We start from the raw sequence: 25854 nt of genomic DNA, 5'->3' as shown, positions 1-25854 counted from the left end.
TCGGAGGGGCTTTGCCGTGTGCGAGCCGGTCTGCGGAGGAAAAGAGCATGTACAAGGCGCCCGTCGAGGAAATCGCGTTCACGTTGAAGCATGTAGCCGGTATGAGCGAGGCGATGTCTGAGGGGCTGCTCGGCGATCTCGGCGAAGATCTCATCGACGCCATCCTCGCCGAGGCGGGACGTTTTGCCACAGAGGAAGTGGCGCCTCTCGCCGATATCGGCGACCGCCAGGGCGCCCGTCTGATCGATGGCGAGGTCAGGCTGCCGGATGGCTGGCGCGATCTCTACCGCAACTGGATCGCCGGCGGCTGGAACGGCCTGACCGCACCCGAGGCGTTCGGCGGCCAGGCGCTGCCGCATATGCTGAATGTCGCGGCACTGGAAATGTGGAATTCCGGTTCCATGGCCTTCGCGCTTGCCCCGACGCTGACGATGGGCGCCATCGAGGCGGTCAGCGCCCATGGCAGTGCCGCGCTGAAAGACAAATATCTGGAGAAGATGGTGTCAGGCGAATGGACCGGCACCATGAACCTGACCGAGCCGCATGCCGGCTCCGATCTCGGCGTGCTCAAGGCTCGCGCCGAGCGCCGCGACGACGGCAGCTACCGCCTCTTCGGCCAGAAGATTTTCATCACCTGGGGCGAACATGATGCGGCCGACAACATCATCCATCTGGTGCTCGCCCGCCTGCCGGATGCGCCGGCGGGTACCCGCGGCATCTCGCTCTTCCTGGTGCCGAAATTCCTGGTGAACGACGACGGCTCGCTCGGGGCCCGCAACGATCTCTTCTGCCACTCGCTGGAGCACAAGCTCGGCATCCATGGTTCGCCGACCTGCACGATGATCTATGGCGACGGAAAATTCGGCGATGAAAAGGGCGCTGTGGGATGGCTGGTCGGCGAGGAGAACAAGGGGCTCGCCTGCATGTTCACGATGATGAACAATGCCCGCCTTGCCGTCGGCATGCAGGGCGTGGCGATCTCAGAGGCCGCCACCCAGAAGGCCGTCGCCTATGCCAAGGAACGCGCCCAGGGCAGGGCGCCCGGCTGGACCGGCGCCGGCATGAGCCCGATCGTCGAGCATCCCGATGTCGCCCGCATGCTCGCCACCATGAAGGCGCTGACCCAAGGCGCGCGCGCCATCTCCTATGCCTGCGCCCATGCGATCGACATGTCCCACCGCACACATGACAACAGCCGCCACTGGCAGGAGCGCGCCGCTTTGCTGACGCCGATCGCCAAATCCTTTTCGACCGATGCCGGCGTCGATGTCGCCTCGCTCGGCATTCAGGTGCATGGCGGCATGGGCTTCATCGAGGAGACGGGTGCGGCGCGTTATCTCCGCGATGCCCGCATCGCCCCGATCTACGAGGGCACCAACGGTATCCAGGCGATCGACCTCGTCACCCGCAAGCTGCCGCTCTCCGGCGGCGAGCAGGTGAAGGGTTTTATCGCCGAGCTGAAGCAGATCGCCGATAACGTCCGCGGCTCCAATCTTAATGGTTTCGGCGAAACCGCCGTGCGGCTCGACGCTGCGATCACCGATCTCGAGCAGGCGACCGACTGGCTGCTGAAGACGCTTGCCGAGGAAAAGACGGCCGAGGCGCTCTCCGGCGCGACGCCCTATCAGCGCCTGTTCGGCCTCGTGCTGACCGGCTGCTACCTCGCCAAGGGCGCGCTTGCCGGGGCAGCCGATGGCGCAGGTGAAGGCCGCATCGCGCTCTGCCGCTTCGCCGCCGAAAACCTGCTCGCTGAAACCGCGGCCCTGCGCGACCGGGTCGTCAATGGCGCGGCAAGCCTTGCCGCCGCCCGCATCCTGCTTGCCTGAGGAGACCCCCGAGGAGATCCAATGACCGATCACATCATCGTCGACCAGCCTTCCGCTTATCCCGGCGTCCAGTCTATCCGCTTCAACCGGCCGGAAAAGAAGAATGCCATCACCCGCCCGATGTACCGCACCATGGCCGATGCTCTGAATGCGGCCAATGCCGATCCCGGCATCCGCGCCACCGCCTTGCTCGGCACCGAAGGCTGCTTCTCGGCCGGCAACGACCTGAACGATTTTCTCGCTGCCGCGATGGGCGGCCGCGGCCTCGAGCAGGAGATCCTCGATTTCCTCTATGCGCTGGTCAATGCCGAAAAACCCGTCGTCTCCGGCGTCGACGGCCTGGCGGTCGGCATCGGCACGACGATCCATCTCCATTGCGACCTGACCATCGCCTCCAGCCGCAGCCAGTTCCGCACACCCTTCGTGGATCTGGCGCTGGTGCCGGAGGCAGGTTCCAGCCTCGTCGCGCCGCGGCTGATGGGCCATCAGCGCGCCTTCGCCATGCTGGCCGCCGGCGAAGCATTTTCGGCCGAGGAGGCGAGGGAGGCCGGTCTGGTCTGGAAGGTCGTCGAGCCAGGCGAGGTCGATGCCCTGACGCTTGGCCTCGCCGCAAAGCTCGCCGCCAAGCCGCCGGAGGCGCTGCGCATCGCCCGCGATCTCATTCGTGGCGACCGCGGTGAGATCATTGCCCGCATCGACGAGGAGGCCCGCTATTTCTCGGCGCGGCTGAAAAGCGCCGAGGCGCGGGCCGCCTTCGAAGCCTTCATGCGTCGCTGAGCGTCGCTTCGCGGCGATCTCGGTCAGCAGGCCGACCAACACCCGGAGCAAACGGATAGCGATTAGACCGCCGGCACATCGAATACCTCGCCGGCTCTGAGCGGACGGAACCGTTCCGGGGGAATATCATGCTCGCTCATTGCGTCTTGCAATGCTCTTGCCGGCGCGTCGACCGCTTCATTGGTCAGTTGGAACGTGGCGAAGTGATGCCCGGCCACATAGGCCGCATTTACCAACTTCATCCCGATCACCGCCTCTTGCGGGTTCTGGTGCTGCCCTTTCATGAACCATCGCGGCTCATATGCGCCGAAGGGTAGAATGGCCAAGCGAAAGCCGCCATGCTTCTGCTGTGCCGCTTTGTAATTGATGCCGTGGTGAAAGCCCGTATCTCCGACGTGGTAAATTTTTCCGGCCGGAGTCGACAAAACGAACGACGCCCAGAGTGCCATCCGGCGATCGGCGGTTCCGCGGGCGGACCAATGGTGTGCCGGCTCCGCATCAATGCTGATTCCGGCGTGCGAAATGCGCTCGCCCCAGTCCATCGATGTCGTCTGCATATCGGGCACGGCACGACGTATGATCGTGTCATTGCCGAGCGGCGTCACGACACGCGGCCGATGCTTCGCACCCAACCGCCTGAGCGTTGCGATATCGAGATGATCATAATGATTGTGCGACACCAGCACGAGATCAATTGGCGGCAAATCATCGAACGCGATGCCCGGTTGGACGACGCGCTTGGGGCCAGCAAAAGCGAAGGGGCTCACGCGTTCCGACCACACCGGGTCGGTGAGGATATTGAGCCCAGCGACCTGCACGAGCATTGTTGCATGACCAACCATGGTCACCCTGAGATCCTCGCCGTCTACGCGTAGATCCGGCTTGGCCGCCGCGTATGGACTTGGGACAGACTTCGGCCAACGCTCACGGCCACCGCCGAATTGCCACCGCAGCAGATCGCGGAAACCAAGGGGCTCGATACCTTCGGGATTGAAGAAATGCGTGCCGTCGAAATGATCGGACACCGGGCCGTTATAGTAGGGGTTGCGTCCTTTGGTCTTTCCGACAGGCACGCCTATTTCTCCAGCGTCGCCACCACCTCGACATGCGAGGTCCAGAGGAACTGGTCGATCGGGGTCACGCCGGTGATCCGGTAGCCGCCCTCGACGAGGATCGCCAGATCCCGGGCCAGCGTCAGCGGATTGCAGCTGACGGCGGCGATCTTCTTCACGCTTGAGCGGGCAAGCTCCTTGCACTGGAACTCGGCGCCGGCGCGCGGCGGATCGAAGACGACGGCGTCAAAGGGCTTGAACTCCTGCGTCATCAGGGGGCGGCGGAAGAGATCGCGCCTTTCGACGCTGACCGGCTTCAACCCCTGTGTGTTGCGGGCGGCATGATCGAGGGCGGCAAGCGCCTTTGCCTCGGCTTCGACCGCATGGACGCGGCCGATCCGCGCCAGCTGCAGCGAAAACGTGCCGGCGCCGGCAAAGAGGTCGGCGATCCGTTTCGCCTTGCCGGCATGGGCAAGCACCAGCTCGGCCATCGCTTCTTCTGCCGATTTCGTCGCCTGGGTGAAGCCGCCGGGCGGCGGTGAAACCTGGACGCCGCCGAAATCGACCAGCGGCTTCGACGGCTCGATGAGGATTTCGCCGTTCAGCGACACGCGGGCGATGCCGCGCAGGCTGAGCACGGTCTCGACCGCCTTGCGCCGCTGCGGGTCGGAGAGTTTCTTGACTTCGTCGACCGCAATATCGAGGCCGGAAAGCGTTTCGAGCACGGAGACCCGGAAGGGCTCGGCATTGGTCGCCAGCGATGCGGCAATCGCCCTGATCGCCGGTAGCCGGGCGATGATCCCTGCCGACGAGATCGGACATTCCTCGATGGCGACGATATGATGGCTTTCGGCCTGGTTGAAACCGATCAGCATGTCTTTTTCGGTCTTGCGGGCCGCAAAGACGACGCGCCGGCGTTCGCCCGGCCGGGCCGGAACGATCTCGCCGACCTCAGGCGTCAGCCCTTTCGATCTCAGCGCGTCGATGACCAGCTGGCGCTTGAAGGCGCGGTAGGGCGCATCTGCCATATGCTGCAGCGTGCAGCCGCCGCAGGTGCCGTTGACACCATCCGGGCCGAAATGCCGGCAGGGCGGCTCCTGCCGGTCGGGCGAGGGCGTGGTGATCGACATGATCGTGCCCTGGCTCTTGACGCGGGCGATCGCCACGGTTTCCCCGGGCAGGGAAAAGGGGACATAGACAGGTCCGCCGGCGCTGCCGGCGATGCCGTCGCCCTGGGCGCCGAGCTTCTCGATCGTGACGGTTTCGGTGCTCACGGTTTCAATCCTGCCAGAAGAAATTCCTGATTGCCGTCGCCGCCGGAAATCGGGGAGGGGATGAGGCCGAGGCTGTTCCAGCCCATGTCCTCGGTGAACCAGCGCTGCAGTTCCGCAGCGACGGCGGGAGCGGACGAGGGGTCCTTCAGCATCCCGCCCTTGCCGATCGCCTCGCGCCCGGCCTCGAACTGCGGCTTGACCAGCAGCACGGCGACGGCGCCGGGTTCGGCGATCTCGAGCGCCGGCGCCAGCGCCAGCTTCAGCGTGATGAAGGAGACGTCGGAAACGATGAAGGTGGCGGGATGGTCGATATCGTCTGCCGTCAGGTTACGGGCGTTGAGGCCCTCCCTGTTCGTCACCCGCGGATCACCTGATATGCGCGGATGCATCTGCCCATGGCCGACATCGATCGCGGTGACATGCGCGGCCCCGCGCTGCAGCAGCACCTCGGTGAAGCCGCCGGTGGAAGCACCGATATCGAGACAGTGATGGCCGACGGGATCGAGGCGGAAATGGTCGAGGGCGGCGGCAAGCTTCAGCGCGGCGCGCGAGACGTAGTCCTGCGCCGGATCGTCGATCTCGATTGCCGCGTCTGCGCCAAACAGCGCGCCGGCCTTCGTGACCACCTGGCCGCCGATCCTGACAGTGCCGCGCTGCACGGCGTCGCGGGCGCGCGAGCGGCTGGCAAAGAGGCCGAGGGAGACGAGAAGCTGGTCGAGACGTTGGGTGTTTTGATCTGACATCGGCTGTGAATGACCGGCAAAGCCGCCGGTTGCAAGCATTTTGTTCCCGAGACCGTCATTGACCCTCGAAAGCTTTCGGCGATAATCCTGCCGCGGCGATCGCGGGGCAGCCGCAGGGGGTGTCTTATGCTGAAGCTCTTCACTCTTCTTGTCGCGGCGGGGATCGCATCGCCGGCGCTCGCGAACGACACGATGGCCGAGGTCAAGACCGGCGGGCTGATCTTCGCCCAATCCGACGATGTCAGCATGGCGGAAGAGGATCTCTTCATCTCCGCGTCGCAAGTGCGCGTCGACTATGTCTTCGAGAACAGCTCCGACAAGGACGTCGAAAGCCTGGTCGCCTTCCCGATGCCCGACATCACGGGTCAGGTCGACAACAACTCCGCCATATCAGATTACGACAGCGACAATTTCCTGCATTTTTCCACCGTGCAGGACGGCAGGCCGATCACTGCCAAGCTGCAGCAGCGCGTCGTCGCGCTCGGCATCGACGTCACCGACGAGTTCGCCAAATATGCCATTCCCGTCCTGCCCTACAGCCAGAAGACGGCCGCAGCACTGGCCAAGCTTCCCGAAACCGTGCGGAAGGACTGGATCGCCCGCGGTCTCATCTATCCGATGGACGAGGGCGATGCCAGGGTCTCTCTCGTGCCGCTCTGGACGCTGCGCTCGACCTATTGGTGGCGTACCACCTTTCCGGCGAAGAAGAAGGTGAGCGTCCAGCACCGTTATCAGCCGGCCGTCGGCGGCACGGTGGCGATCAGCTTTCTGGAGAACGGCGAGGCGAAGGGCGAGCGCTTCGAGGAATATTCCCGCAAGTACTGCCTGGATGCGGACTTCGTCAGGACCGTCCGACAGCGGGCCGGGGAAGCCGAGGCCGGCGGCGCCAACTATACCGAAAGCTGGATCTCCTATGTGCTGTCGACCGGCGCCAACTGGGCGGGGCCGATCCGGCGCTTCCAGCTGACGATCGACAAGGGCAAGCCCGGCAGTCTCATCAGCTTCTGCGGCAGCAACGTCGAGAAGATCGGCCCGACGACCTTCCGGATGACGGCAGAGGATTTCGATCCCGAGAAGGATTTCGACATCCTGATCCTCAATCCGCCGGAAGCGGCGCAATAATCATCGGCATTGGTCGCTGCTGCGACGCACAAATTTAAACAAATTTAAAGTCCGCTTGTATAGGTTCGGCTTGATTGCAGCGGTTCGTCCGAACCGCTCGGCGCCATGAAGGCGCAAGCGTTTCCACGCCGATCATGTTCTCAGATTCAAACGTCCCTGCGGTTGCGCGTTCCGTGCGACGGGCCTCTCGCCGCGTCGACTGTCGTCAGGAGAAATCACCGATGTCCGCCAAAAACATATCCTTGAACGGGAAGCTTGCGGCCACGTTCGCAGCCCTCATTCTTATCTTCGTCGCCGTTTCCGCTTTCGTTTATTCCAAGGCGACGGCGTCGGCGGCCGCTTCCGCCGAGCAGGAAAAGTCCGAGCTGCTGGTCAACCAGATCGACGACGCGCTGCAGGCGATGCTCGAGCAGGCCGTCAATCTGCGCGGCTTCATCCTCTTCCGCAGCGACAGCACCTATGGCGATGTCTTCGCCAATCGCGAGCGCATGCTGAAGGCGATTGCCGCCGCCAAGCAGACGGCGGCGGACGAGCCGCAGCTGGTCGAGATGATCGACGGCATGCAGAAGGCCGCCGACCTCTATTTCCATGAACTCGCCGAGCCGCAGACCAAGGCGCGCAAGGAAACCGACATGCCGATCGAAGAGGTCATCAAGATCGGCGTCAACGCCACCAAGGGCCAGCTCGACGGTTTCCGCCAGGCCTCTGCCAAGATCAAGGCGACCGCCCGCGCCAAGTCGGATGCGCTCGCCGCGATCCGGGCCGACGCCAATAGCGATCTGAAGACGACGCTGCTGGCCGGCGGCATCCTTGCCTCGCTTGCCGCCGCTGTACTCGCCTGGCTGATGTCGCGCACCATCGTCCGCCCGGTCGTCGGCATGACCGCCGCCATGGATCGCCTTGCCGGCGGCCAGAACGACATCGAGGTTCCGGCTGTCGAGCGTGGCGACGAAATCGGCCGCATGGCCCAGTCGGTCCTGGTCTTCAAGCAGGCAGCAATCGAGAAGCTGCGTCTTGCCGGCGAGACCGATCGCATGCGCGACGACGTCGAGCGCCAGCGCCGGGCAGGCGACGAGCAGAAGGCGCGCGAAGAAGGCGAGCTCCGCTATGCCATCGACGCTTTGGCGGGCGGCCTTGCCGAGCTTGCCAATGGCGATATGGCCGGTCGTATCCAGACGCCGTTCGCGCAGCAATATGACAGCCTGCGCAATGACTTCAACCATGCCGTCGAAAAGCTGCAGGCGGCACTGCAGTCGGTCGGCCGCAATGCCTCGGCGATCAATGCCGGCGCCGGTGAGATCCGCTCGGCCGCCGACGATCTCGCCCACCGCACCGAGCAGCAGGCTGCCGCCGTCGAGCAGACCGCCGCAGCGCTCGAACAAGTAACGACGACCGTCCGCGACAGCGCCAAGCGCGCCGAGGATGCCGGCAATCTCGTCGAGCGCACCCGCCTCGGCGCTGAAAAATCCGGTGAAGTCGTCCGCAAGGCGGTCTCCGCCATGCAGCAGATCGAGAAGTCCTCGGGCGAAATCTCCAACATCATCGGCGTTATCGACGACATCGCCTTCCAGACCAACCTTTTGGCTCTGAACGCCGGCGTCGAAGCCGCCCGCGCCGGTGACGCCGGCAAGGGTTTTGCCGTCGTCGCCCAGGAAGTGCGCGAGCTTGCCCAGCGCTCGGCCAAGGCGGCCAAGGAGATCAAGGCGCTGATCACCACATCAGGCGAACAGGTCAATGCCGGCGTCTCCCTCGTCGGCGAGACCGGCAAGGCGCTGGAAGCGATCGTCTCGGAAGTGCAGGAGATCAACCACCACGTCAGCGCCATCGTCACCGCCACCCGCGAACAGTCGATCGGCCTGCAGGAGATCAACACCGCCGTTAACAACATGGACCAGGGCACGCAGCAGAACGCAGCCATGGTCGAGGAGCAGACCGCCGCAAGCCATGCGCTCGCCCAGGAAGCCAGCGCCCTCGACGAGTTGCTGCGCCAGTTCAAGCTCGGCCAGGCCCCGCGCGCAAGCGTTGCCGCCGCCAACGCCCGCCCGGTCGCCTCTCCGGCGCATGCTCTCACCCGCACGGTTGCCAAGGCTTTTGGCGGGAGGCAGGCGAGCGCTGCGGCTGTGGTTCAGGACGAGTGGACGGAGTTCTGAGAGGCGCCCTTCTTGGGAAGGGATGTTGAATGAAGGGGGCGGTGCAGCGATGCGCTGCCCTTTTTTATTGAAAGGACTTGCCGTGTGGCCCCCTCATCCGCCCTACGGGCACCTTCTCCCCGCTGGGGAGAAGAGGGAATCGAGAGGTTGCCGCAAATCTCTTCTCCCCAGCGGGGAGAAGGTGCCGGCAGGCAGATGAGGGGGCCACACGGCGCACCCTCACAATCCTACCCAGCAACCCCAACCGCAACCCCACGCCCCAGCGCCTTGAATACCGTCGAGACGATGCCCGCGCGGTCGAGCCCCGCATGGGCGTTCATCGCTTCCGGTTTCGCCTGCTCCATCCAGATGTCGGGCATCACGAGCGAGCGGATCTTCAGGCCGTTGTCGAGCAGGCCTTCGCTCGAAAGATACTGCATCACCTGGCTGCCGAAACCGCCGATCGAGCCTTCCTCGACGGTGATGACCATCTCGTGGTGGCGGGCGAGCTGGCGGATCAGGTCGTGGTCGAGCGGCTTGGCGAAGCGCGCATCGGCGACCGTCGTCGACAGCCCGGCGGCATCGAGATCCTCGGCGGCCAGCAGACAATCGGCCAGCCTTGTGCCAAAGGAGAGCAGCGCCACCTTGGTGCCTTCCTTGACGATGCGGCCCTTGCCGATCTGCAGGATTTCGCCGCGTACCGGCATGTCGACGCCGACGCCTTCGCCGCGCGGATAGCGGAACGAGATCGGCCCGGCGTCATAGGCCACAGCCGTGCGCACCATATGCTTGAGTTCGGCCTCGTCGGCCGCCGCCATCACCACGAAGCCGGGCAGGGTGGTGAGGAAGGCGGTGTCGAAGGAGCCGGCATGCGTCGGCCCGTCGGCGCCGACGAAGCCGGCACGGTCGATCGGGAAACGCACCGGCAGTCCCTGGATCGCCACGTCGTGGACGACCTGGTCGTAGGCGCGCTGCAGGAAGGTGGAATAAAGCGCCGCGAACGGCTTGTAGCCTTCCGCCGCGAGGCCGGCGGCGAAAGTCACGGCATGCTGTTCGGCGATGCCGACATCGAAACAGCGCGACGGAAAGGCTTCGGCGAGCTTGTCGAGGCCGGTACCATTCGGCATGGCGGCGGTGATGCCGACGATCTTGTCGTCGAGGGCAGCTTCCTGCACCAGCGCTTCGGCAAAGACGCTGGTATAGCTCGGCGCATTCGGCTTGACCCTGGCCTGGGCGCCGGTGATGACGTCGAACTTGTTGACGCCGTGATATTTGTCGGCCGCGGCTTCCGCCGGCGGATAGCCCTTGCCCTTCTGAGTGACGACATGGATTAGCACCGGGCCGCGGCCATTGTCGCGGACGTTGCGCAGGACCGGCAGCAGGTGATCGAAGGAATGCCCGTCGATCGGCCCGATATGATAAAAGCCCATCTCCTCGAACATCGTGCCGCCGGTAACGTAACCGCGGGCATGTTCGACGGCGCGGGTGATCGCCCGGTCGATGTTCTTGCCGAGATAGGCCGTCAGCTTCTTGCCGAGATCGCGGAAGCCCATATAGGTGCGGCCGGAGGCGAGGCGGGCGAGATAGGCGCTCATGGCGCCGGTCGGCGGCGCGATCGACATGTCGTTGTCGTTGAGGATGACGATCAGCCGGGCATCGAGCGCGCCGGCATTGTTCAGCGCCTCATAGGCCATGCCGGCCGACATCGCCCCGTCGCCGATGACGGCGATGACGCGGCGGTCTGTCTTGTCGAGATCGGCGGCAATCGCCATGCCGAGGCCGGCCGAGATCGAGGTCGAGGAATGCGCCGCCCCGAAGGGATCGTATTCGCTCTCGGCCCGGCGGGTGAAGCCGGACAGCCCGTCTTCCTGGCGCAGCGTGCGGATGCGGTCGCGCCGGCCGGTCAGGATCTTGTGCGGATAACATTGATGGCCGACATCGAAGATCAGCCGATCCTCGGGCGTGTCGAAGACGCTGTGGATGGCGATCGTCAATTCGACCACGCCGAGACCGGCGCCGAGATGACCGCCGGTGCGCGACACCGCATCGATCATTTCGTCCCGGACTTCGCGGGCAAGCTGCGGCAGATCGCGATCCTCGAGCTTGCGCAGGTCGGCGGGGTAAATGACCTGGTCGAGCAGGGGGGTCTTCGGCAGTTGTGTCACGGGCGGGCGCTCTTTCTTGCTTTTCCTTGTTCCGCTTTATTCGATTAGATCGGGGCAAAACAAGTGCATTTCAGGAACCGAAGGTTTTCACCTTAGAGCATGGCGGAAAAAAGTGTGAGCGGTTTCGGAAGATATCACTTTCTATTTCTGTGCGTTGCACTCGCCTGATTTTGCTCGGGCGATCGAACGCGCGAAGAGCTGGCGAACAGCTTGAATATGACACGGAATGGTAGCAATGTGGCCGCTCTGGCTGGGGGAGCAGAGCATGGGAACGATTGTTGCAGCGCATACCTATGTGAACAACGAGGTCGCCTATGTGGCCTGGGATATAGATGCCAAGATCGACGGATGCCTTGGGTTCGAAGTCGTCCGTGTCTATCTCGACGACCAGGGGAACGTGGCGAAAAGGCTCGATGGCAGCGAGGATCGTGTGACCTGCGCCGCCTGGGTCGCGTTCAAGGGGCAGCGCAATCCGCATTGGCTGCCGCAAACCACCTCGCTCTGGCCGGTGCAGAAGCTGTCCTGGCGCGACCTGACGCTGCGCAAGCGGCGCAACGAAATGAGACGGCGGCCCGATGAGGTCCACGTCCGTTACGAGGTCCGCTCGCTCGGCGACCTGAAGCCCGGCATGACGGCCGCGCCCGATCCGACGCCGCAGCTCGTCGAGATCAACAAGCGGGATGAGAATGGCAGGCCGATCAAGAAGGCCGACAACACCTACGAGAAAATCGCCGTCAAGGCTTATGAGGGGCCGCCGCGGCCGCTCGGTTATCTCGGGCCGGCTGTCGCCACCAATCCGGTGCATGTGACGCGCAAGCGGGGCCAGTTCGACTCCACCTTCACCAACGGCATTCTCGCCGCCCAGTGGCTGCGAAACGTGCTGTTGGAGGACGGCGTGAAACAGCCGAACGAGCTGATCGAGATGATTTCCACACCGTCGAACGGCATCCGCAAATATCTTGCCGGCGATGTCATTCCCATGCTCAGGGATTTCATGAACGCGCCCGGCCGCTTCCTTGTCGCCCTCTACGAGCTGGAGGACAAGGAATTGCTGGAGCTGCTGCTTGCCAACAAGGACAAGCTGCGCATCATCCTCGCCAACACCGGAAAGGTCGGAGACGATTGGGATGTGCGCAATGCTCATGCACGCCAGGCGCTGATCGATGCCGGTGTCGAGATTCACCACCGGATGTTCAACAATTCGAGTCAGATCGGCCACAACAAGTTCGTCGTCCATATTCCGCCCGGCGGCGCTGATCGCAGCGTCTTCACCGGCAGCACCAACTGGACGGCCACCGGCCTTGCCGGCCAATCCAACAATGCGCTGATCGTCAGGAACGACGCGGTCGCCGCCGTCTATGTTTCCTATTGGGAGCGAATGCTGGAAGACAATGCGACGCTGGAAGCGCCTGTCGAATTCGATGACGGCATGCCCGACAACCAGCAGAGCAAGGCGTTCCGGCACTCGAACGAGACGCCGTCCATTGTGCCCACCGGCAATGGCGCTTCGGTCGAAGCGTGGTTTTCGCCGAACATGCAGAGCCGCAAGAAGGGCAAGGCGACGCCGCCCGACCTTCGCGAGGTCTACCGGCTGATGCGCCGTGCCGAGCACGCCGTGCTGTTTCTGGCCTTCTATCCCGGCCAGTCGGGCAGGGACTGCATCGTCGGCGAGGCGATCGATATCGGCCTCAAGGATCAGAAGCTGATCGTCACCGGCGCCGTTTCAAGCCCGCAGGCCATGCCCAACTATGTCGCCGGCAAGAAGAACGATCCCGACGACGAGGACGACGACGTCGACGCCGTCTCACCCCACACGTTCGACGAGGCCAATGTCTCGATCGTCCGGGCCTCACGCATCGACGACCGTCAGCTCTTGGCGGATTTCGGCGCGGAGGAACTGACGGCCAAGAAGGTCGGCGCCATCATTCACGACAAGGTGCTGGTCGTCGATCCCTTGTCGGACGAGTGCGTCGTCGTCCTCGGCAGCCACAATCTCGGCTTCAAGGCCTCTTACGCCAATGATGAGAACATGCTGATCGTCAAAGGCGACCGCGCGCTCGCCGAAGCCTACGCGGTCCACATCCTCGACGTCTACGATCACTACCGTTTCCGTGCCGTCGAGGCGGAGCTGAAGCGTCAGGGCAAGAAGGGCTGGTCTGGCTTCCTCAGCGGCGACGACAGCTGGCAGGACGGCTACGTCAACCGCACGAAGGGTGCGTTGACGCGATATTTCGCAAAGGGTTGAAATTCCGGGAGAGGTTGCCGGCGGCGCATCGCGCTGCCGTCAGCCTTCCGGCAACGGCACGAATTCCTCTTCGTCGCCGGGAACGATATCGAAGCGGCCGGTACGCCATTCCTCCTTGGCTTTTTCGATCCGCTCCTTCGAGGAAGACACGAAATTCCACCAGATATAGCGTTTTGAATTGAGCGCCGCGCCGCCGAACAGCATCAGGTGACAGCCGTCGCGGCCGGCTTCCAGCGTGATCGCATCGCCCGGCCGGAAGACCAAAAGCTGGTCGGCGGCAAAACGGTCGCCTGCGATCACCACCTCGCCCGAGAGCACGTAGACGGCGCGCTCCTCATGGGCCGCGCCGAAGGGAAATTTGGCGCCGGGCTGCAGGTCGAGATCGACATAAAGCGTGTCGGAGAAAACCCCGACCGGCGACGTCATGCCTTCGAACGAGCCAATGACCACACGCCCGCGCACGCCTGTCGTCTCGATCAGCGGCATCTCAGACTTTTCGGTATGGGCGAAGGAGGGATCGATCTCCTCCTTCTCGTCGGGCAGCGCCAGCCAGGTCTGCAGCCCCGACATCAGCAGCGGATGGCCGCGCAGATTGTCCGGCGTGCGCTCGGAATGCACGATGCCGCGGCCTGCCGTCATCAGGTTGATATCGCCGGGGCGAATGACCTTCTCGGTGCCGAGGCTGTCGCGATGGCGGATCTCGCCGTCGAACAGATAGGTCACCGTCGACAGCCCGATATGCGGATGCGGCTTGACGTCGAGCGCCTCATCCGGCTTGAGGATCGCCGGCCCCATGCGGTCGAAGAAGATGAATGGCCCGACGAGCCGCCGCTGCCGGCTCGGCAGCGCACGCCGCACCTGAAAACCGCCGATATCGCTGGTGCGCGGAATGATCAGGTTCTCGATCGCATCACAGGCGAAGGCATCGCCGGGCAGGGGATCTTTACCGGGAAAGAAGGACATCAGGGATCTCCGATCGCAAAGGCTCCATGCACAGATAGTGCCTGGAGCGCCGCGCGTCCAATCGGACGCGCTAAGGACGCTCCAGCACTTAAAAGCGCGCCGCACGTCCAATCGGACGCGCTAAGGACGCTCCAGCACGTAAAAGCGCGCCGCGCGTCCAATCGGACGCGCTAAGGACGCTCCAGCACGTGAAAGCGTGCCGCACGTCCAACGGACGCGCTATCACTTTAAAAGGTCCGGCTCAGATCGCCGTGAAGCCGTTATCGACGAAGAGATGGGCGCCATTGACGAAATTCGACTCGTCGCTGGCGAGATAGAGCGCGGCGCGCGCCACGTCCTCCGGCTCGCCGATCCGCCCCTGCTGGGCGGCAATGGCGGCATCCGAGACATCGACGCCGAGCGCCTGCAGGTCGGCCACCTCGCGCAGGCCGTGCGGCGTGCGGATGAAGCCGGGACAGACGGCATTGCAGCGGATGTTGCGATCGCGGAATTCCACCGCGATGGCGCGGGCAAACATATGCACCGCGCCCTTGGTGGTGTCGTAAAGCACTTCCATCGGCGTGGCGGCGACCGCCGAGATCGACGAGGTGCAGACGATCGATCCGCCGCCGCTCGCAATCATCTTCGGCAACACGGCCTTGGTCATCAGGAACATCGAGCGCACATTGACGGCGTGCAGCCAGTCCCATTCCTGCAGCGTCGTTTCCAGGAAGGGTTTGATGACGATCGTGCCGGCGTGATTGAAGAGCACGGTGACGGCCCCGTAGCGCTCTTCCACACCGGCGACGGCGGCATTGACGGCGGCTTCGTCGGAAACGTCGGCCGTCCAATATTCGGCCTCGCCGCCGACATCACGGATCGCTTTGACGGTCTCAGCCGCTGCATCGCCATTGCGGTCGATGATCGCGATCCGCGCGCCCTCAGCCGCAAAAAGCTTCGAGGCGGCACCACCCATGCCGGTCGCGCCGCCCGAGATAATGGCGACCTTGCCCTTCAATCTGTCCGTCATTGTCTGTCCCCTCATTGTTTTGCCGGGGGATCATAGATCGGTCTGAAGCCGATCGCCAAGCGCCTTAAAAGGGAGTTCGGTACGCCTCAGGCGCCGTCGAGCGGCTCGACGCCCTGCGGCCTGCCGGCGCGGTCGAGCCGGATCTTCTCGATGCGGTTTTCGGCAGCCGAAAGCAGCGTCTCGCAATGTTTCTTCAGCGCTTCGCCGCGCTCATAGATCTCGATCGATTCATCCAACGCCACATCGCCGCGTTCCAGCCGGGCGACGATGCTTTCGAGTTCGGCAACCGCCTTTTCGAAGGAAAGGCCGGACACCTCCGGCTTAGCGCTGTCAGTCATTCTCAACCCTTCATCATTCTCAGAATATGCATGCCCGCCGATTCGGCGAGTCCCTCGAGATCATAACCGCCTTCGAGCAGGCTGACGACCCGGTTCTTGGCGTGCCGGTCGGCGAGCTCGAGCACGCGCCCGGTCGCCCAGTCGAAATCCTCGCCGGTCAGATTGATCTGCGCCAGCGGATCGCGGTGATGCGCATCGAAGCCGGCCGAGATGATGATCAGATCCGGCCGGAAATCGTCCAGCGCCGGCAGCACCCGCGATTTGAACGCCTCGCGGAAATGGTCGCTTCCGACATTCGGCGACAGCGGCGCATTGACGATGGTGTTGTGTTTGCCCTTCTCGTCCTTGGCGCCGCTGCCGGGATAGAGCGGCATCTGATGCGTCGAGCAGAACAGCACCGAGGCATCGTCCCAGAAGATATCCTGGGTACCGTTGCCGTGATGCACGTCCCAGTCGACGATGGCGACGCGCTCGGCGCCATGGATCTTCTGCGCGTGGCGGGCGGCGATCGCCGCATTGTTGAAGAAGCAGAAGCCCATCGCCGTCATCTTCTCGGCATGGTGCCCGGGCGGGCGGGCGGCGACGAAGACATTGTCGGCCCGGCCGGTAAAGACGTCGTCGACGGCGGCCATCGCCCCGCCGATGCCGGTCAGCGCCGCCTGCAGGCTTTTGGCGCTGGCATAGGTATCGGCTTCGAGCTGGTTGATCTCATCCTCTTCCTCGGGGATCTCCCGCATCACGGCGATGAGATGTTCCTCCGGATGGGCCAGCAGCACCGCATCCTCGCTCGCCTGCGGCGCCTGCCGGCGCTCCAGCCGCTCGAAATTCGGATGTTCCAGCGCGACATTGATGGCGCGGATCCTGTCCGATCGCTCCGGATGGCCGGCGGGCGTCACGTGTTCCAGGAAGATCGGATGTTCATAAAGACGGGTGCTCATGGAGACACTCTATCGGTCGCTTATGTCATGTGCCACAGCAGATGGGGCATTGCCCGACGATTTCAACAAGCACTCTTGTCGCGCCGTCCGACCGTGCGCTGCATCATCGGGTCTTCGCGCCGTTTACTTCGAGGACGCTGTAACACTTTGAACTGTTGCATAATTTTGTCTTTAAATCGGTTTCGATCCAAGGAATTATGCAGTATTGTCGTCCATGGGGGAATTTTGTAAGGCAGTTGCGTTGATGAGTCAGTCGAAGCGTCCTGATGTGACGGACATGCGCGTGCCGTTTCGCGATGTCGATATGAACGGCCGGATGTTTCTGGCCTCCTATATTTCTTATGCCGAATCCGTGCTTGCAACCTTCTGGTCGTCGCGGCCCGATGTCGATGACGAACCGGTCTATAGCCCCAGCAAGGTTTCCTGCATGCTGCACCGTCCGCTGCACTATGACGAGCCGGTAACCTTCACCGCCACCGTCGACAAGATCGGCGTCCGCTCCATTGGCTTCCTTATTGCGGTCGAGACCGGCGACGAGCGCGCCGCCGAGGTGGAAATCATCTGGCAGGCCCACGCGCCCGAAGACCAGTCGCCCGCCTCGTTGCCGGAGGAAACGCGCGACTGGCTTTATCGGTTTTTGGATTAATACCTGTCTCCCCGATGATCAGCAGGCCAGAGCAGGCGCCCGTCGGGATTGTTATTCCGTGCTTTTGCCCTGGAGACGCGGCTCGCCGAGCAGGGTGATCTCGACGTTCGGATAAATTCGCTCCTCCAGCAATTGAAGGGATCCAACCTTCACGCCTATGGGCAAAAGACCCGTGTCGAAGTTGACCGGCGGCAGCCGTTCTTCGGCAAAAAACCTGAACAGAGTAATGTGCGCTATTCGGGGTGGGGTTGGACGCCAATCTTCGAAGCAGATGGTATCTGAAATGGCCGAGCGCAGCCTGCGCAATTGAGGCGGCTCCTCTGCTTTTACGAAGACAGCGGCTTCTGAGGCTGCCACCTCATGAAAATGGAGGTCAAACGGCGACGTCTCCTCGACCAATCTCTCCACGCTCTCCTTCCATCTCTCCCTGTTCAACTTCCAGACCTCGTCGTTTGGAAGACTGACTTGGGTCGCGGCGTTAACGAGAGTGACGATCGTCATGTGCAGGCTTGTTGCCGGGACGCGCGAGAGCGGTGACGCGCTGTGTCGCGAGATACTGTCCTGCAAATCGCAGAGCTTTGACAGTGTCTCGCGATCGGGAAGGAACTGCAGGTGAAACGCACAGCACCGCTTGAACCACAGCGTGTCGATCTTCGTGCGGAGCAAAGCAGCATGTCCTTTCACCACCCTGCACAGGCACGCCGTAGCAAGGGCGAGCAACCCGTTGTCTTGCTATCACATCATGAAACCGCTCGCCAATGGCCGCACGAGGCCCCGTTTTGACGTGATCCAGAATGTCATGAAAGTTTCATATTCAGGCTATGTCCGGGAGCGGGAAAATAATCTACTATTTTAGTCGGGAAACAAGATTTCCCGAAACAACGAAAGGATACCGATTGGAGACATTTCTTGTGGCTACCGCGCTCGTTGGAGGCTTTGCACTGCTTTTTGCGCTGATCGCAAGGGCAGAAAGAAGCGCTGCCACCCAGACCGCCGCAAACACCAGGCGCAGGTGGGGCAATTCGGGGGGCTCTGGCGACGGTGGGGGAGGCTGGTTCGACGCCTCAGGCGATTGTGACGGCGGGGGTGGAGATGGTGGAGGAGGAGACTGAATCAAACTGAAATCGATAGAATGCCCGACCGCCTCAAGGCGGTTTTTTGTTGCCCGGATTCCGGGCCGGGTCGTGACGGCAATAGACCGGGCTGGCGAAAGCTATCTGCCGGGCAAATGGACGAGCTGACCCCACAATCATAATTCCTACGCCAACTGCGAGTATCCTGTAGCAATATCCAAGTCCAGGTAGTGGTGGACTGGGTTTTGGGGGAAATCGTTATGGTAAAATCTCACGTCGGCAGCCCGTATATTTACGGTATCGACGCGCTACGATTTGTGTGCGCGTTGATGGTAACGATATTTCATCTTGGATTTGCTTCCTGGGCTTCGCCCTTATATCTCAGGCCGTACAGAATGCCCACGATTGAGAATGTCGCCCAACCTGGATGGGTCGGCGTCGAATTGTTCTTCGTCATATCAGGGCTCGTCATCGTCAATTCTGCCGCTTCCGCCAGCGCACTGTCGTTTCTCAAGGGGCGAATTCTGCGGTTGTATCCGGCGGTATGGATTTGTGCGTCACTGACGCTGATCGTCATCGCAACGCAAGACGTCAACAGACGCATCATCAAGAACTATCTGCGGTCGATCACCCTCTATCCGGGCGGGCCATGGATCGACGGTCAGTATTGGACCTTGGCGTGTGAGATCTGCTTTTACGCGCTTGTCTTCATCATGTGTGCGACCGGTCAGAAGACGAGGTTGCCTGCCCTGGCGCTCGGCCTGTCGATGGCGAGTACCGCTTTCATTGCCCTGTTAAACGCCTTTCCCGATTCAGACGGTCTGACCATATTCACGGAGACCGCCTGGCGGGCCATCCCCTTTTATTATGGCTGCCAATTTGCCATCGGCATCTACATATGGCTTTTGTCTCTAGGCCGGATGAGCCGAATTTCCTGGGTGGGTTTGATCTGCGCCTTGGTGACCGGGGCTGCGCAGATATATATGGCGGGCGAAAATACCAGCGACCGCACTCTCGCCGCAGCCGGTCATTCCTTCTCGCCCTTTCCCGCACTCTCGATTTGGGTGGCGGGGCTGATATCGATCGTTGCAAGCGTGACCTATGCCAAGCAGATCAGTCGTCTGCCGGCCGCCTTGCTTCAATCGGTCAAAACCCTCGGCTCGATGACCTACCCGCTCTATCTCCTGCATTTCGCGATCGGCGTCCAACTTCTCGATTGGCTGACCGCTCTGAGGATGGCACCGCTGCTGGCGCTGGCTTTGGCCGTTGCGATCGTCTGCGCGATGGCGTTGGCAGTGTGCAAATGGGGAGAGCCGCCGATCCGCAGCATTTTGCGATTGGTCTTCGATCGGCTGGGACGACGCGCTGCCGGTTTTCAGACGAAGGCGTCTCGGGTCTAGGTGCCGGTGCATGCCTGGATTCCAGGCTCAAGGCCTGGAATGACGGAGGTTGAGGGAGCGATCGGCGGGAAGAGCAACGGTGCTGCGATTTCATCACCCATGGCTGGACGGGTTGGCGGCAGCCGCCAACGTACAATGGCCGCCTTCGGGTGGAAGGCGGCCATTGTGGCATTTGCTCTGTGAGGCCCGGCCTATGCGCCTACGCGCGCACCGGCAGCAGGGGATAGCCGACCATGACGGCGCGGCCGAGGAGGGCGGCGACGAAAGCCTTGATCACATCGCCGGGGATGAAGGCCATCGAGCTGACGAAGGCGTTCTGGAAACCCATGCCGGCGGCGGTCGCGAGGTAAGTGATGCCGAAGGCGTAGAGCACGACGATGCCGCCGGCCATGGCGGTGAGAAAGAAGCTCACCGTCTGCACCAGGCCGGATTGCCGATCGTTGACCAGCCGCTCGCTGAGATAGCCGGTGACGAAGGCGGCAAAGATCCAGCCGACGAGGAAGCCGGCCGTCGGCGACGCGAAGATGGCAAGGCCGCCGCGGCCGCCGGACAGTACCGGCAGGCCGATTGCGACCAGCACCAGCACGATCAGCACGGCAATCGGGCCGCGCCGGGCGCCGAGCACGACGCCGGCCATCATGACGCCGAGCGATTGCGCGGTGATCGGCACCGGAATGAAGCCGAGGTAAATCGGCGGCAGCAGGCCGAGCGCCACGATGATCGCGGCAAAGAGGGCGGTAAGAACGAGGTCGCGAGTGCTCATCATCAATTCCGTGTTTATTAATCTTTAACTCACATGCCGCCGAATGCCGCGCGCGTCAATCGCCGCGGCGATATTATCCGCATCCCTGAGCGTCAGAATGATCAGCGGCGCAAGCAGCGTTATCGGCCGGACCTTCAGCCCGCGCGCCCGATGCGCCTCGCGGATCGCCTGATAACGGCCGACAATCTCAGGCACGAAGCGCAGCACCAGCCCGAGCGCCAGGCCGATATCGTCGGCCTGCACCCAGCCGGTGCGTTCGAGCGGGCGGGCAAGTGCGGTCACCTCGTCGATGAACTGAGTGATCGACGTCGTCGCCGTCACGGCGGCGGCGAGCAGCATCAGCGCCGTCAGCCGCAGCAGCGGCACCAGTGCTGCCTGCCAGGGATTGAAGATCAGATTGAAGAGCGCCACGACCGCAATCGTCAGGAAGATCGGCCGCAGCCGCCTGAGCGCCTCGCCGAGCGGCAGGCCGACCATGCGGTAGAGAACCGCCGTCAGCAGCACGGCGCTCGAAAGCAGCGCGAGGTTATCGCTGATGAACAGGAGGATGCCGAAGGCCGTCAGCGACAACAATTTCAGCCGCGGCGAGAGCCGGTGCATCACGCTGTTGCCTTCGACATAGAGCGACTGCATCAGGCGGCGATCTCCCTGTAGCGCGCGATCGCTTCGGCAGCCGGCGCATCCGCGGCAAGCCGGCCTTCATGAAACAGCAGCACCCGCTCGAAACCGGCGATTAGTTCCAGATCATGGGTGATGACGATGGCGCTTTCGTCAAGTCCGGCGATAATCCCCTCGACCAGCGCCCGGTTCTTGAGGTCGAGCTGGTTTGTGGGTTCGTCGAGGATGAGAATGCCTGGCCCCGTCGCCAGCACCGAGCAGAGGGCGGCCACCTGCAATTCGCCGCCGGAAAGCTCATGCGCCCGCCGATCGGCCAGCGCCTCGGCGCCGAAACGGGCCAGCACGGCCTCGACCTTCGCCTCGATCTCGGCCTTGGTGAAGCCGCGCCGCTTCAGCCCGAAGGCGATGTCGTCCCTGACGATCGGCAGGATGATCTGGTTCTGCGGCGACTGGAAGATGAAGCCGACATCGGCCATGGCAGCTTTCTCATCGCTCGTATCGCGGCCGTTGACGCTGACGCGGCCGATCGACGGTTTGGTCAATCCATTGATCAGCCGGGCGAACGTCGTCTTGCCCGAGCCGTTGAGCCCGATGACGCCGATGCGTTTGCCATTGATCCCGAGCGTCAACGGCTGCAGCGCCACCCGCGCCCCGAAATTGACCCCGGCACCTTCGAATTGTATGTCCAAACCCATTCCTCGCATTTTTTCGGAGGACATTGCCGATGCCGGCCCCTCATCCGGCTGCCGGCACCTTCTCCCCGTAAACGGGGCGAAGGGGACCATGCCGCGACCTCTCCGTTCCCCCGCCAACCTCTCGCAAGGCACGTCCCCTCTCCCCGTCAGAACGGGGAGAGGGTTAGGGTGAGGGGCAGCCGCTCGGCGCCAACCTGACAGCAGTGCTTCTACACGGGGAATCAAGGATGATGAAAGCGCAAATCTCGCTGTCGATATCCGATCACGATATCGGGTGGCTAGGAAGATTTTCCGGATTATGATGGGGCATGACGAATCTGCTTTCCAATTCCGACGCCCGCCGTGTCTTTCTTGCCAAGCAGGGCCTCAGCGCTCCACCGAACCGCGCCTTGACCAAGGCCGGCCTGCTGCAGCTCATCCATGAGCTGGGTTTTGTCCAGGTGGACAGCATCCAGACGGTGGAGCGGGCGCATCATCAGATCCTGTTTTCCCGCAACCAGACCTACAGGCGCGAGCACCTCGTCGCGCTGCTCGAAAAGGATGGCGCCCTGTTCGAGCACTGGACGCATGATGCCTCCATCCTGCCGAGCGCCTTCTTCGTCTATTGGAAGCACAAGTTCCGCCATCAGGAGAAGGTGATCGTCGAACGCTGGCGCAAATGGCGTGGCGAGGGTTTCGAGGCGGCTTTCGCGGAGACCTATGAGCGCGTCGAGCGCGATGGCGCGATCCTGGCGCGCGACATCAAGGCCGACGGCCACGTCTCCGGCGGCTGGTGGAACTGGCACCCCAACAAGACGGCGCTCGAATATTTCTGGCACACCGGCAAGTTCGCCATCGCCGGCCGCTCGAACTTCCAGAAGATCTACGATCTGACGGAGCGCGTCGTCCCGGCCGAGTTCCGCCAGTCGGAGGTGAGCCGCGAAGAATTTATCGACTGGGCCTGCCGCAGCGCGCTCGCCCGCCTCGGCTTTGCCACCCATGGCGAAATATCGGCCTTCTGGAACCTGGTCTCGCCCGATGAGGCCAAGGCCTGGGTCTCAGCCCATCGCGACGAACTGATCGAAGTGCTGATCGAACCGGCGCTCGGGGCCAAGCCGCGGCCCTCCTGGGCCTTTGCCGATTTCCTTTCGACCCTCGACGACTACCCCGGCGCGCCGCCGCGCATCCGCGTGCTCAGCCCCTTCGACCCGATGATCCGCGACCGCAACCGCACCGAACGCCTGTTCGGCTTCTTCTACCGCATCGAGATTTTTGTGCCCGAGCCGAAACGCGAATACGGCTATTACGTCTTCCCGCTGCTCGAAGGCGACCGGCTGATCGGCCGCATCGACATGAAGGCGGACCGGAAGAAATCGACGCTCGATGTTAAACGGCTCTGGCTGGAACCGGGCGTGAAACCTTCGGCCGGGCGGTTGGAGCGGCTGGAGGCGGAGTTGGATCGGGTTGCGCGGTTTGCGGGTGTGGAGAAGGTGGTGTTGCTCGACGGATGGAGAGGGTAGTCGAATTACCTTCTGTGCCTCATCATGCACTCCTCATCCCTGTGCTTGTCACAGGGATCCAGCGCACCCAAGTCCTTGGGTGCGGGAGACTCTTCTCCAAACTCGCATTGAGTCATTCACCGCGCAGACGCGCGGTGGCTGGATTCCTGTGACGAGCACAGGAATGAGGGAGGAGAGAACCTCCCTTCAGCAGATCTCCGTCTTGCTGATCTTGATGCCAAAACCTTCCAGGCCGACATAGTGGCGTTCGCGGCTGGTCAGCAGCTTGATCGAGCTGACGCCGAGATCCCTAAGGATCTGGGCGCCGAGGCCGATTTCCAGCCATTCGCTGTCGCGCGTCTGCGCTTCGGCATGGGCTTCGCGGCCCTGGTTGCGGGCCTTGCGGCCGTTGTCGGTGTGGCCGACACCGACCGAGCCCTCGCGCAGATAGACGATGACGCCGCGGCCTTCCTCGGAAATCTTCTTCATGTAGAAATCGACCGGGCTGTTTTTGCCGAAGAGATCCTCGGCGACATTTTCCGGATGCAGGCGCACCGGGATGTCGACGCCGTCGCGGATGTCGCCGAAGACGACGGCGAGATGCTGCATCGGGTCCCAGGGCAGGGAATAGGTATGGGCCTTGGCCTTGCCGAACGGCGTGTCGACGTCGAAGCTGGTGCCGAGTTCGATCAGCGTTTCCTTGCGCTGGCGATAGGCGATGAGATCGGCGACGGAGACGAGCTTCAGCCCGTGCTGTTCGGCGAAATCGACCACCTGCGGGCCGCGCGTCACCGTGCCGTCGTCGTTGACGAGTTCGGAGATGACGCCGATCGGCGGCAGGCCGGCAAGCTTGCAGAGGTCGACGGCGGCTTCGGTATGACCGGAGCGCATCAGCACGCCGCCTTCCCGGGACACCAGCGGGAAGATGTGGCCGGGGCGGACGAAATCGGCGGCGCCGACATTCGGATTGGCGAGGTTGCGCACCGTCAGCGTCCGGTCGTCGGCGGAGATGCCGGTCGTCGTGCCGTGCTTGAAATCGACCGAGACGGTGAAAGCCGTCGCATGGGCCGAATCGTTTTCCGCCACCATGGCGTTGAGGTTGAGGCGCTTGGCCTCTTCCTTCGGCATCGGCGCGCAGACGATGCCGGATGTGTGGCGCACGATGAAGGCCATCTTCTCCGGCGTGGTGTGGACGGCGGCGACGATCAGGTCGCCCTCGTTCTCGCGGTCATTGTCGTCCATGACGACGACGATCTCGCCGGCCTCGAAGGCCCTGATGGCGTCGACGACGCGCTTCTGATCATAAGACATGAGGGCGCTCCTATTTCAGACGGCCGGTCTGGCCGCGGTCGCGAAGATAATGGTCGGCGATGGCGCAGGCGACCATCGCCTCACCGATCGGCACGGCGCGGATGCCGACGCAGGGGTCGTGTCGGCCCTTGGTGCGCACGTCGACATTCTTGCCGTCGGCATCGATCGACTGCCGTTCGGTCAGGATCGACGAGGTCGGCTTGACGGCGAAACGCGCCACCACCGGCTGGCCGGTGGAGATACCGCCGAGAATACCGCCGGCATTGTTGGAAAGGAAGATCGGCACACCGTCATTGCCCATGCGCATCTCGTCGGCATTGTCCTCGCCCGAGGTTTCGGCGGCGGCAAAACCATTGCCGATCTCGACACCCTTGACGGCGTTGATCGACATCAGCAGCGAGGCGATATCCTGGTCGAGCTTGGCATAGATCGGCGCACCGAGGCCGGCCGGCACACCTTCGGCGATCACTTCGATGACGGCGCCGATCGACGAACCGGTCTTGCGGATGCCGTCGAGATATTCCTCCCAGACCGGCACGATCGCCGCATCCGGCGAGAAGAACGGGTTCTGCCCGACCTGGTCCCAATCCCAGTTGCGGCGGTCGATCTTGTGCTTGCCGATCTGCACCAGCGCGCCGCGCACGGTCACACCCGGCACCACGAGACGGGCGATGCCGCCGGCCGCAACCCGCGCCGCAGTCTCGCGCGCCGAGGAGCGGCCGCCGCCGCGATAGTCGCGAATGCCGTATTTGAGGTCATAGGTATAATCGGCATGGCCGGGACGGTATTGCCGGGCGATCTCGCCGTAATCCTTGGAGCGCTGGTCGGTGTTTTCGATCAGCAGGGAGATCGGCGTGCCGGTTGTCGTCATCGTCTCGCCGTCGGCATCGAGCATCACGCCGGAGAGCACCTTCACCAGATCCGCCTCGCGCCGCTGCGTCACGAAGCGGGATTGCCCGGGCTTGCGCTTGTCGAGCCAGACCTGCAGGTCGGCAAGCGTGAAGCGCAGCCCCGGAGGGCAGCCGTCGACGACGCAGCCGAGCGCCGGCCCATGGCTTTCGCCCCAGGTGGTTACGCGGAAGAGGTGACCGAATGTATTGTGCGACATATGTTCCCACGGCGGCGCGCCAGGGCCGGTCGCCGCCGGCCGCGCCATTGCTTGAAAAGGCGCGACACTCATAGGCCAAAAAACCGCCGAGGCAAAAGCCTTTCTTTGCGTCAAACCGGCGGCGGCGGAAATGCTGTTTCCGGATGGCGGTGCATTCCGGCGTCCCTCCGTTCGAAGGCGG

General features: G+C 63.1%; 22 protein-coding genes. 8 read left to right on the top strand and 14 right to left on the bottom strand.

What is annotated here, in order from left to right; translation table 11 throughout:
- The first annotated feature begins 47 nt into the window (after positions 1-47).
- Both CO667_RS16610 and CO667_RS16605 read left to right on the top strand, forming a co-directional pair.
- Entirely contained in the window at positions 48-1826 is a 1779-nt protein-coding gene (locus CO667_RS16610) for an acyl-CoA dehydrogenase (protein ID WP_097619400.1), read from the top strand.
- Positions 1827-1847: 21 nt separating this feature from the next.
- Positions 1848-2603 carry a crotonase/enoyl-CoA hydratase family protein gene (locus tag CO667_RS16605; protein WP_097619399.1) on the top strand — a complete coding sequence of 252 codons (756 nt, stop codon included), beginning with the start codon at positions 1848-1850 and terminating at the stop codon, positions 2601-2603.
- A gap of 62 nt (positions 2604-2665) precedes the next feature.
- Here CO667_RS16605 and CO667_RS16600 read toward each other — a convergent pair whose 3' ends face one another.
- The 3 genes from CO667_RS16600 to CO667_RS16590 are packed head-to-tail and all read right to left on the bottom strand — an operon-like array spanning position 2666 to position 5711.
- On the bottom strand, positions 2666-3676 hold the full coding sequence (locus CO667_RS16600; RefSeq protein ID WP_097619398.1) for an MBL fold metallo-hydrolase: 1011 nt from the start codon (positions 3674-3676) through the stop codon (positions 2666-2668).
- A gap of 2 nt (positions 3677-3678) precedes the next feature.
- Positions 3679-4929, bottom strand: coding sequence for a class I SAM-dependent RNA methyltransferase (locus tag CO667_RS16595; RefSeq protein ID WP_097619397.1), 1251 nt, complete (start codon positions 4927-4929; stop codon positions 3679-3681).
- On the bottom strand, positions 4926-5711 hold the full coding sequence (locus CO667_RS16590; RefSeq protein ID WP_245433148.1) for a TlyA family RNA methyltransferase: 786 nt from the start codon (positions 5709-5711) through the stop codon (positions 4926-4928). The genes CO667_RS16595 and CO667_RS16590 overlap by 4 nt, the downstream gene beginning before the upstream one ends.
- Before the next feature lie 87 nt (positions 5712-5798).
- Between CO667_RS16590 and CO667_RS16585 the strand changes: the two genes are divergently transcribed.
- Both CO667_RS16585 and CO667_RS16580 read left to right on the top strand, forming a co-directional pair.
- Complete coding sequence (locus CO667_RS16585; RefSeq protein ID WP_097619396.1) at positions 5799-6794, top strand: DUF4424 domain-containing protein; 996 nt, start codon at positions 5799-5801, stop codon at positions 6792-6794.
- Positions 6795-7015: 221 nt separating this feature from the next.
- Positions 7016-8944 carry a methyl-accepting chemotaxis protein gene (locus CO667_RS16580; RefSeq protein ID WP_097619395.1) on the top strand — a complete coding sequence of 643 codons (1929 nt, stop codon included), beginning with the start codon at positions 7016-7018 and terminating at the stop codon, positions 8942-8944.
- A 227-nt stretch (positions 8945-9171) separates the two neighbouring features.
- On the opposite strand, the gene dxs is transcribed toward CO667_RS16580, so the two are convergent.
- Positions 9172-11088 (bottom strand): 1-deoxy-D-xylulose-5-phosphate synthase, encoded by a 1917-nt coding sequence (gene dxs, locus CO667_RS16575; RefSeq protein ID WP_097619394.1) that lies wholly within the window; start codon positions 11086-11088, stop codon positions 9172-9174.
- A 265-nt stretch (positions 11089-11353) separates the two neighbouring features.
- On the opposite strand from dxs, the gene CO667_RS16570 reads away from it, so the two are divergent.
- Complete coding sequence (locus tag CO667_RS16570; RefSeq protein WP_097619440.1) at positions 11354-13333, top strand: phospholipase D-like domain-containing protein; 1980 nt, start codon at positions 11354-11356, stop codon at positions 13331-13333.
- Positions 13334-13372: 39 nt separating this feature from the next.
- Here the strand turns inward: CO667_RS16570 and CO667_RS16565 are convergent, their stop codons facing one another.
- From CO667_RS16565 to CO667_RS16550, 4 genes are all read right to left on the bottom strand, one after another.
- Positions 13373-14296, bottom strand: coding sequence for a pirin family protein (locus CO667_RS16565; protein ID WP_097619393.1), 924 nt, complete (start codon positions 14294-14296; stop codon positions 13373-13375).
- Positions 14297-14537: 241 nt separating this feature from the next.
- A complete protein-coding gene (locus CO667_RS16560) occupies positions 14538-15305 on the bottom strand; it encodes an SDR family oxidoreductase (protein ID WP_097619392.1) in 768 nt (255 codons plus the stop codon).
- A gap of 86 nt (positions 15306-15391) precedes the next feature.
- The gene (locus CO667_RS16555) at positions 15392-15643 is read right to left on the bottom strand and encodes an exodeoxyribonuclease VII small subunit (protein WP_039618216.1); all 252 of its coding nucleotides are present in this window, start codon (positions 15641-15643) and stop codon (positions 15392-15394) included.
- Positions 15644-15645: 2 nt separating this feature from the next.
- Entirely contained in the window at positions 15646-16581 is a 936-nt protein-coding gene (locus CO667_RS16550) for a histone deacetylase family protein (protein ID WP_097619391.1), read from the bottom strand.
- Positions 16582-16825: 244 nt separating this feature from the next.
- On the opposite strand from CO667_RS16550, the gene CO667_RS16545 reads away from it, so the two are divergent.
- A complete protein-coding gene (locus tag CO667_RS16545; RefSeq protein WP_097619390.1) occupies positions 16826-17227 on the top strand; it encodes a thioesterase in 402 nt (133 codons plus the stop codon).
- 51 nt (positions 17228-17278) lie between these two features.
- Here CO667_RS16545 and CO667_RS16540 read toward each other — a convergent pair whose 3' ends face one another.
- Positions 17279-17893 carry a 2'-5' RNA ligase family protein gene (locus tag CO667_RS16540; RefSeq protein WP_097619389.1) on the bottom strand — a complete coding sequence of 205 codons (615 nt, stop codon included), beginning with the start codon at positions 17891-17893 and terminating at the stop codon, positions 17279-17281.
- Positions 17894-18560: 667 nt separating this feature from the next.
- On the opposite strand from CO667_RS16540, the gene CO667_RS16530 reads away from it, so the two are divergent.
- Positions 18561-19700 carry an acyltransferase gene (locus tag CO667_RS16530; protein ID WP_097619387.1) on the top strand — a complete coding sequence of 380 codons (1140 nt, stop codon included), beginning with the start codon at positions 18561-18563 and terminating at the stop codon, positions 19698-19700.
- A gap of 199 nt (positions 19701-19899) precedes the next feature.
- Here CO667_RS16530 and CO667_RS16525 read toward each other — a convergent pair whose 3' ends face one another.
- The 3 genes from CO667_RS16525 to CO667_RS16515 are packed head-to-tail and all read right to left on the bottom strand — an operon-like array spanning position 19900 to position 21770.
- Positions 19900-20463, bottom strand: a complete 564-nt coding sequence (locus CO667_RS16525; protein WP_097619386.1) for a biotin transporter BioY — start codon at positions 20461-20463, stop codon at positions 19900-19902.
- A gap of 24 nt (positions 20464-20487) precedes the next feature.
- On the bottom strand, positions 20488-21096 hold the full coding sequence (locus CO667_RS16520) for an energy-coupling factor transporter transmembrane protein EcfT (RefSeq protein WP_097619385.1): 609 nt from the start codon (positions 21094-21096) through the stop codon (positions 20488-20490).
- A complete protein-coding gene (locus CO667_RS16515) occupies positions 21096-21770 on the bottom strand; it encodes an ABC transporter ATP-binding protein (RefSeq protein ID WP_097619439.1) in 675 nt (224 codons plus the stop codon). The genes CO667_RS16520 and CO667_RS16515 overlap by 1 nt, the downstream gene beginning before the upstream one ends.
- A gap of 314 nt (positions 21771-22084) precedes the next feature.
- On the opposite strand from CO667_RS16515, the gene CO667_RS16510 reads away from it, so the two are divergent.
- The gene (locus tag CO667_RS16510; RefSeq protein WP_097619384.1) at positions 22085-23275 is read left to right on the top strand and encodes a winged helix-turn-helix domain-containing protein; all 1191 of its coding nucleotides are present in this window, start codon (positions 22085-22087) and stop codon (positions 23273-23275) included.
- Positions 23276-23461: 186 nt separating this feature from the next.
- On the opposite strand, the gene ribB is transcribed toward CO667_RS16510, so the two are convergent.
- Positions 23462-24565 carry a 3,4-dihydroxy-2-butanone-4-phosphate synthase gene (gene ribB / locus CO667_RS16505; RefSeq protein WP_097619383.1) on the bottom strand — a complete coding sequence of 368 codons (1104 nt, stop codon included), beginning with the start codon at positions 24563-24565 and terminating at the stop codon, positions 23462-23464.
- Between the two features lie 10 nt (positions 24566-24575).
- On the bottom strand, positions 24576-25673 hold the full coding sequence (gene aroC / locus CO667_RS16500; RefSeq protein ID WP_097619382.1) for a chorismate synthase: 1098 nt from the start codon (positions 25671-25673) through the stop codon (positions 24576-24578).
- Positions 25674-25854 lie beyond the last annotated feature (181 nt).

The sequence above is a fragment of the Rhizobium sp. L43 genome, assembly GCF_002531725.1.
GTDB lineage: Bacteria > Pseudomonadota > Alphaproteobacteria > Rhizobiales > Rhizobiaceae > Rhizobium.
Note: the sequence above shows the minus strand (reverse complement) of the source record. Positions and strands in the feature narration are given on the sequence as shown.

What these genes read in the sequence shown, in the direction of transcription:
- CO667_RS16610 (WP_097619400.1), top strand. Translation starts at nt 48, where the DNA reads ATGTACAAGGCGCCCGTCGAGGAAATCGCGTTCACGTTGAAGCATGTA.
- CO667_RS16605 (WP_097619399.1), top strand. Translation starts at nt 1,848, where the DNA reads ATGACCGATCACATCATCGTCGACCAGCCTTCCGCTTATCCCGGCGTC.
- CO667_RS16555 (WP_039618216.1), bottom strand. Translation starts at nt 15,643, where the DNA reads ATGACTGACAGCGCTAAGCCGGAGGTGTCCGGCCTTTCCTTCGAAAAG.
- CO667_RS16565 (WP_097619393.1), bottom strand. Translation starts at nt 14,296, where the DNA reads ATGTCCTTCTTTCCCGGTAAAGATCCCCTGCCCGGCGATGCCTTCGCC.
- CO667_RS16560 (WP_097619392.1), bottom strand. Translation starts at nt 15,305, where the DNA reads ATGACGGACAGATTGAAGGGCAAGGTCGCCATTATCTCGGGCGGCGCG.
- CO667_RS16550 (WP_097619391.1), bottom strand. Translation starts at nt 16,581, where the DNA reads ATGAGCACCCGTCTTTATGAACATCCGATCTTCCTGGAACACGTGACG.
- CO667_RS16585 (WP_097619396.1), top strand. Translation starts at nt 5,799, where the DNA reads ATGCTGAAGCTCTTCACTCTTCTTGTCGCGGCGGGGATCGCATCGCCG.
- CO667_RS16525 (WP_097619386.1), bottom strand. Translation starts at nt 20,463, where the DNA reads ATGAGCACTCGCGACCTCGTTCTTACCGCCCTCTTTGCCGCGATCATC.
- CO667_RS16520 (WP_097619385.1), bottom strand. Translation starts at nt 21,096, where the DNA reads ATGCAGTCGCTCTATGTCGAAGGCAACAGCGTGATGCACCGGCTCTCG.
- aroC (WP_097619382.1), bottom strand. Translation starts at nt 25,673, where the DNA reads ATGTCGCACAATACATTCGGTCACCTCTTCCGCGTAACCACCTGGGGC.
- CO667_RS16510 (WP_097619384.1), top strand. Translation starts at nt 22,085, where the DNA reads ATGACGAATCTGCTTTCCAATTCCGACGCCCGCCGTGTCTTTCTTGCC.
- ribB (WP_097619383.1), bottom strand. Translation starts at nt 24,565, where the DNA reads ATGTCTTATGATCAGAAGCGCGTCGTCGACGCCATCAGGGCCTTCGAG.
- CO667_RS16545 (WP_097619390.1), top strand. Translation starts at nt 16,826, where the DNA reads ATGAGTCAGTCGAAGCGTCCTGATGTGACGGACATGCGCGTGCCGTTT.
- CO667_RS16530 (WP_097619387.1), top strand. Translation starts at nt 18,561, where the DNA reads ATGGTAAAATCTCACGTCGGCAGCCCGTATATTTACGGTATCGACGCG.
- CO667_RS16580 (WP_097619395.1), top strand. Translation starts at nt 7,016, where the DNA reads ATGTCCGCCAAAAACATATCCTTGAACGGGAAGCTTGCGGCCACGTTC.
- CO667_RS16570 (WP_097619440.1), top strand. Translation starts at nt 11,354, where the DNA reads ATGGGAACGATTGTTGCAGCGCATACCTATGTGAACAACGAGGTCGCC.
- CO667_RS16590 (WP_245433148.1), bottom strand. Translation starts at nt 5,711, where the DNA reads ATGCTTGCAACCGGCGGCTTTGCCGGTCATTCACAGCCGATGTCAGAT.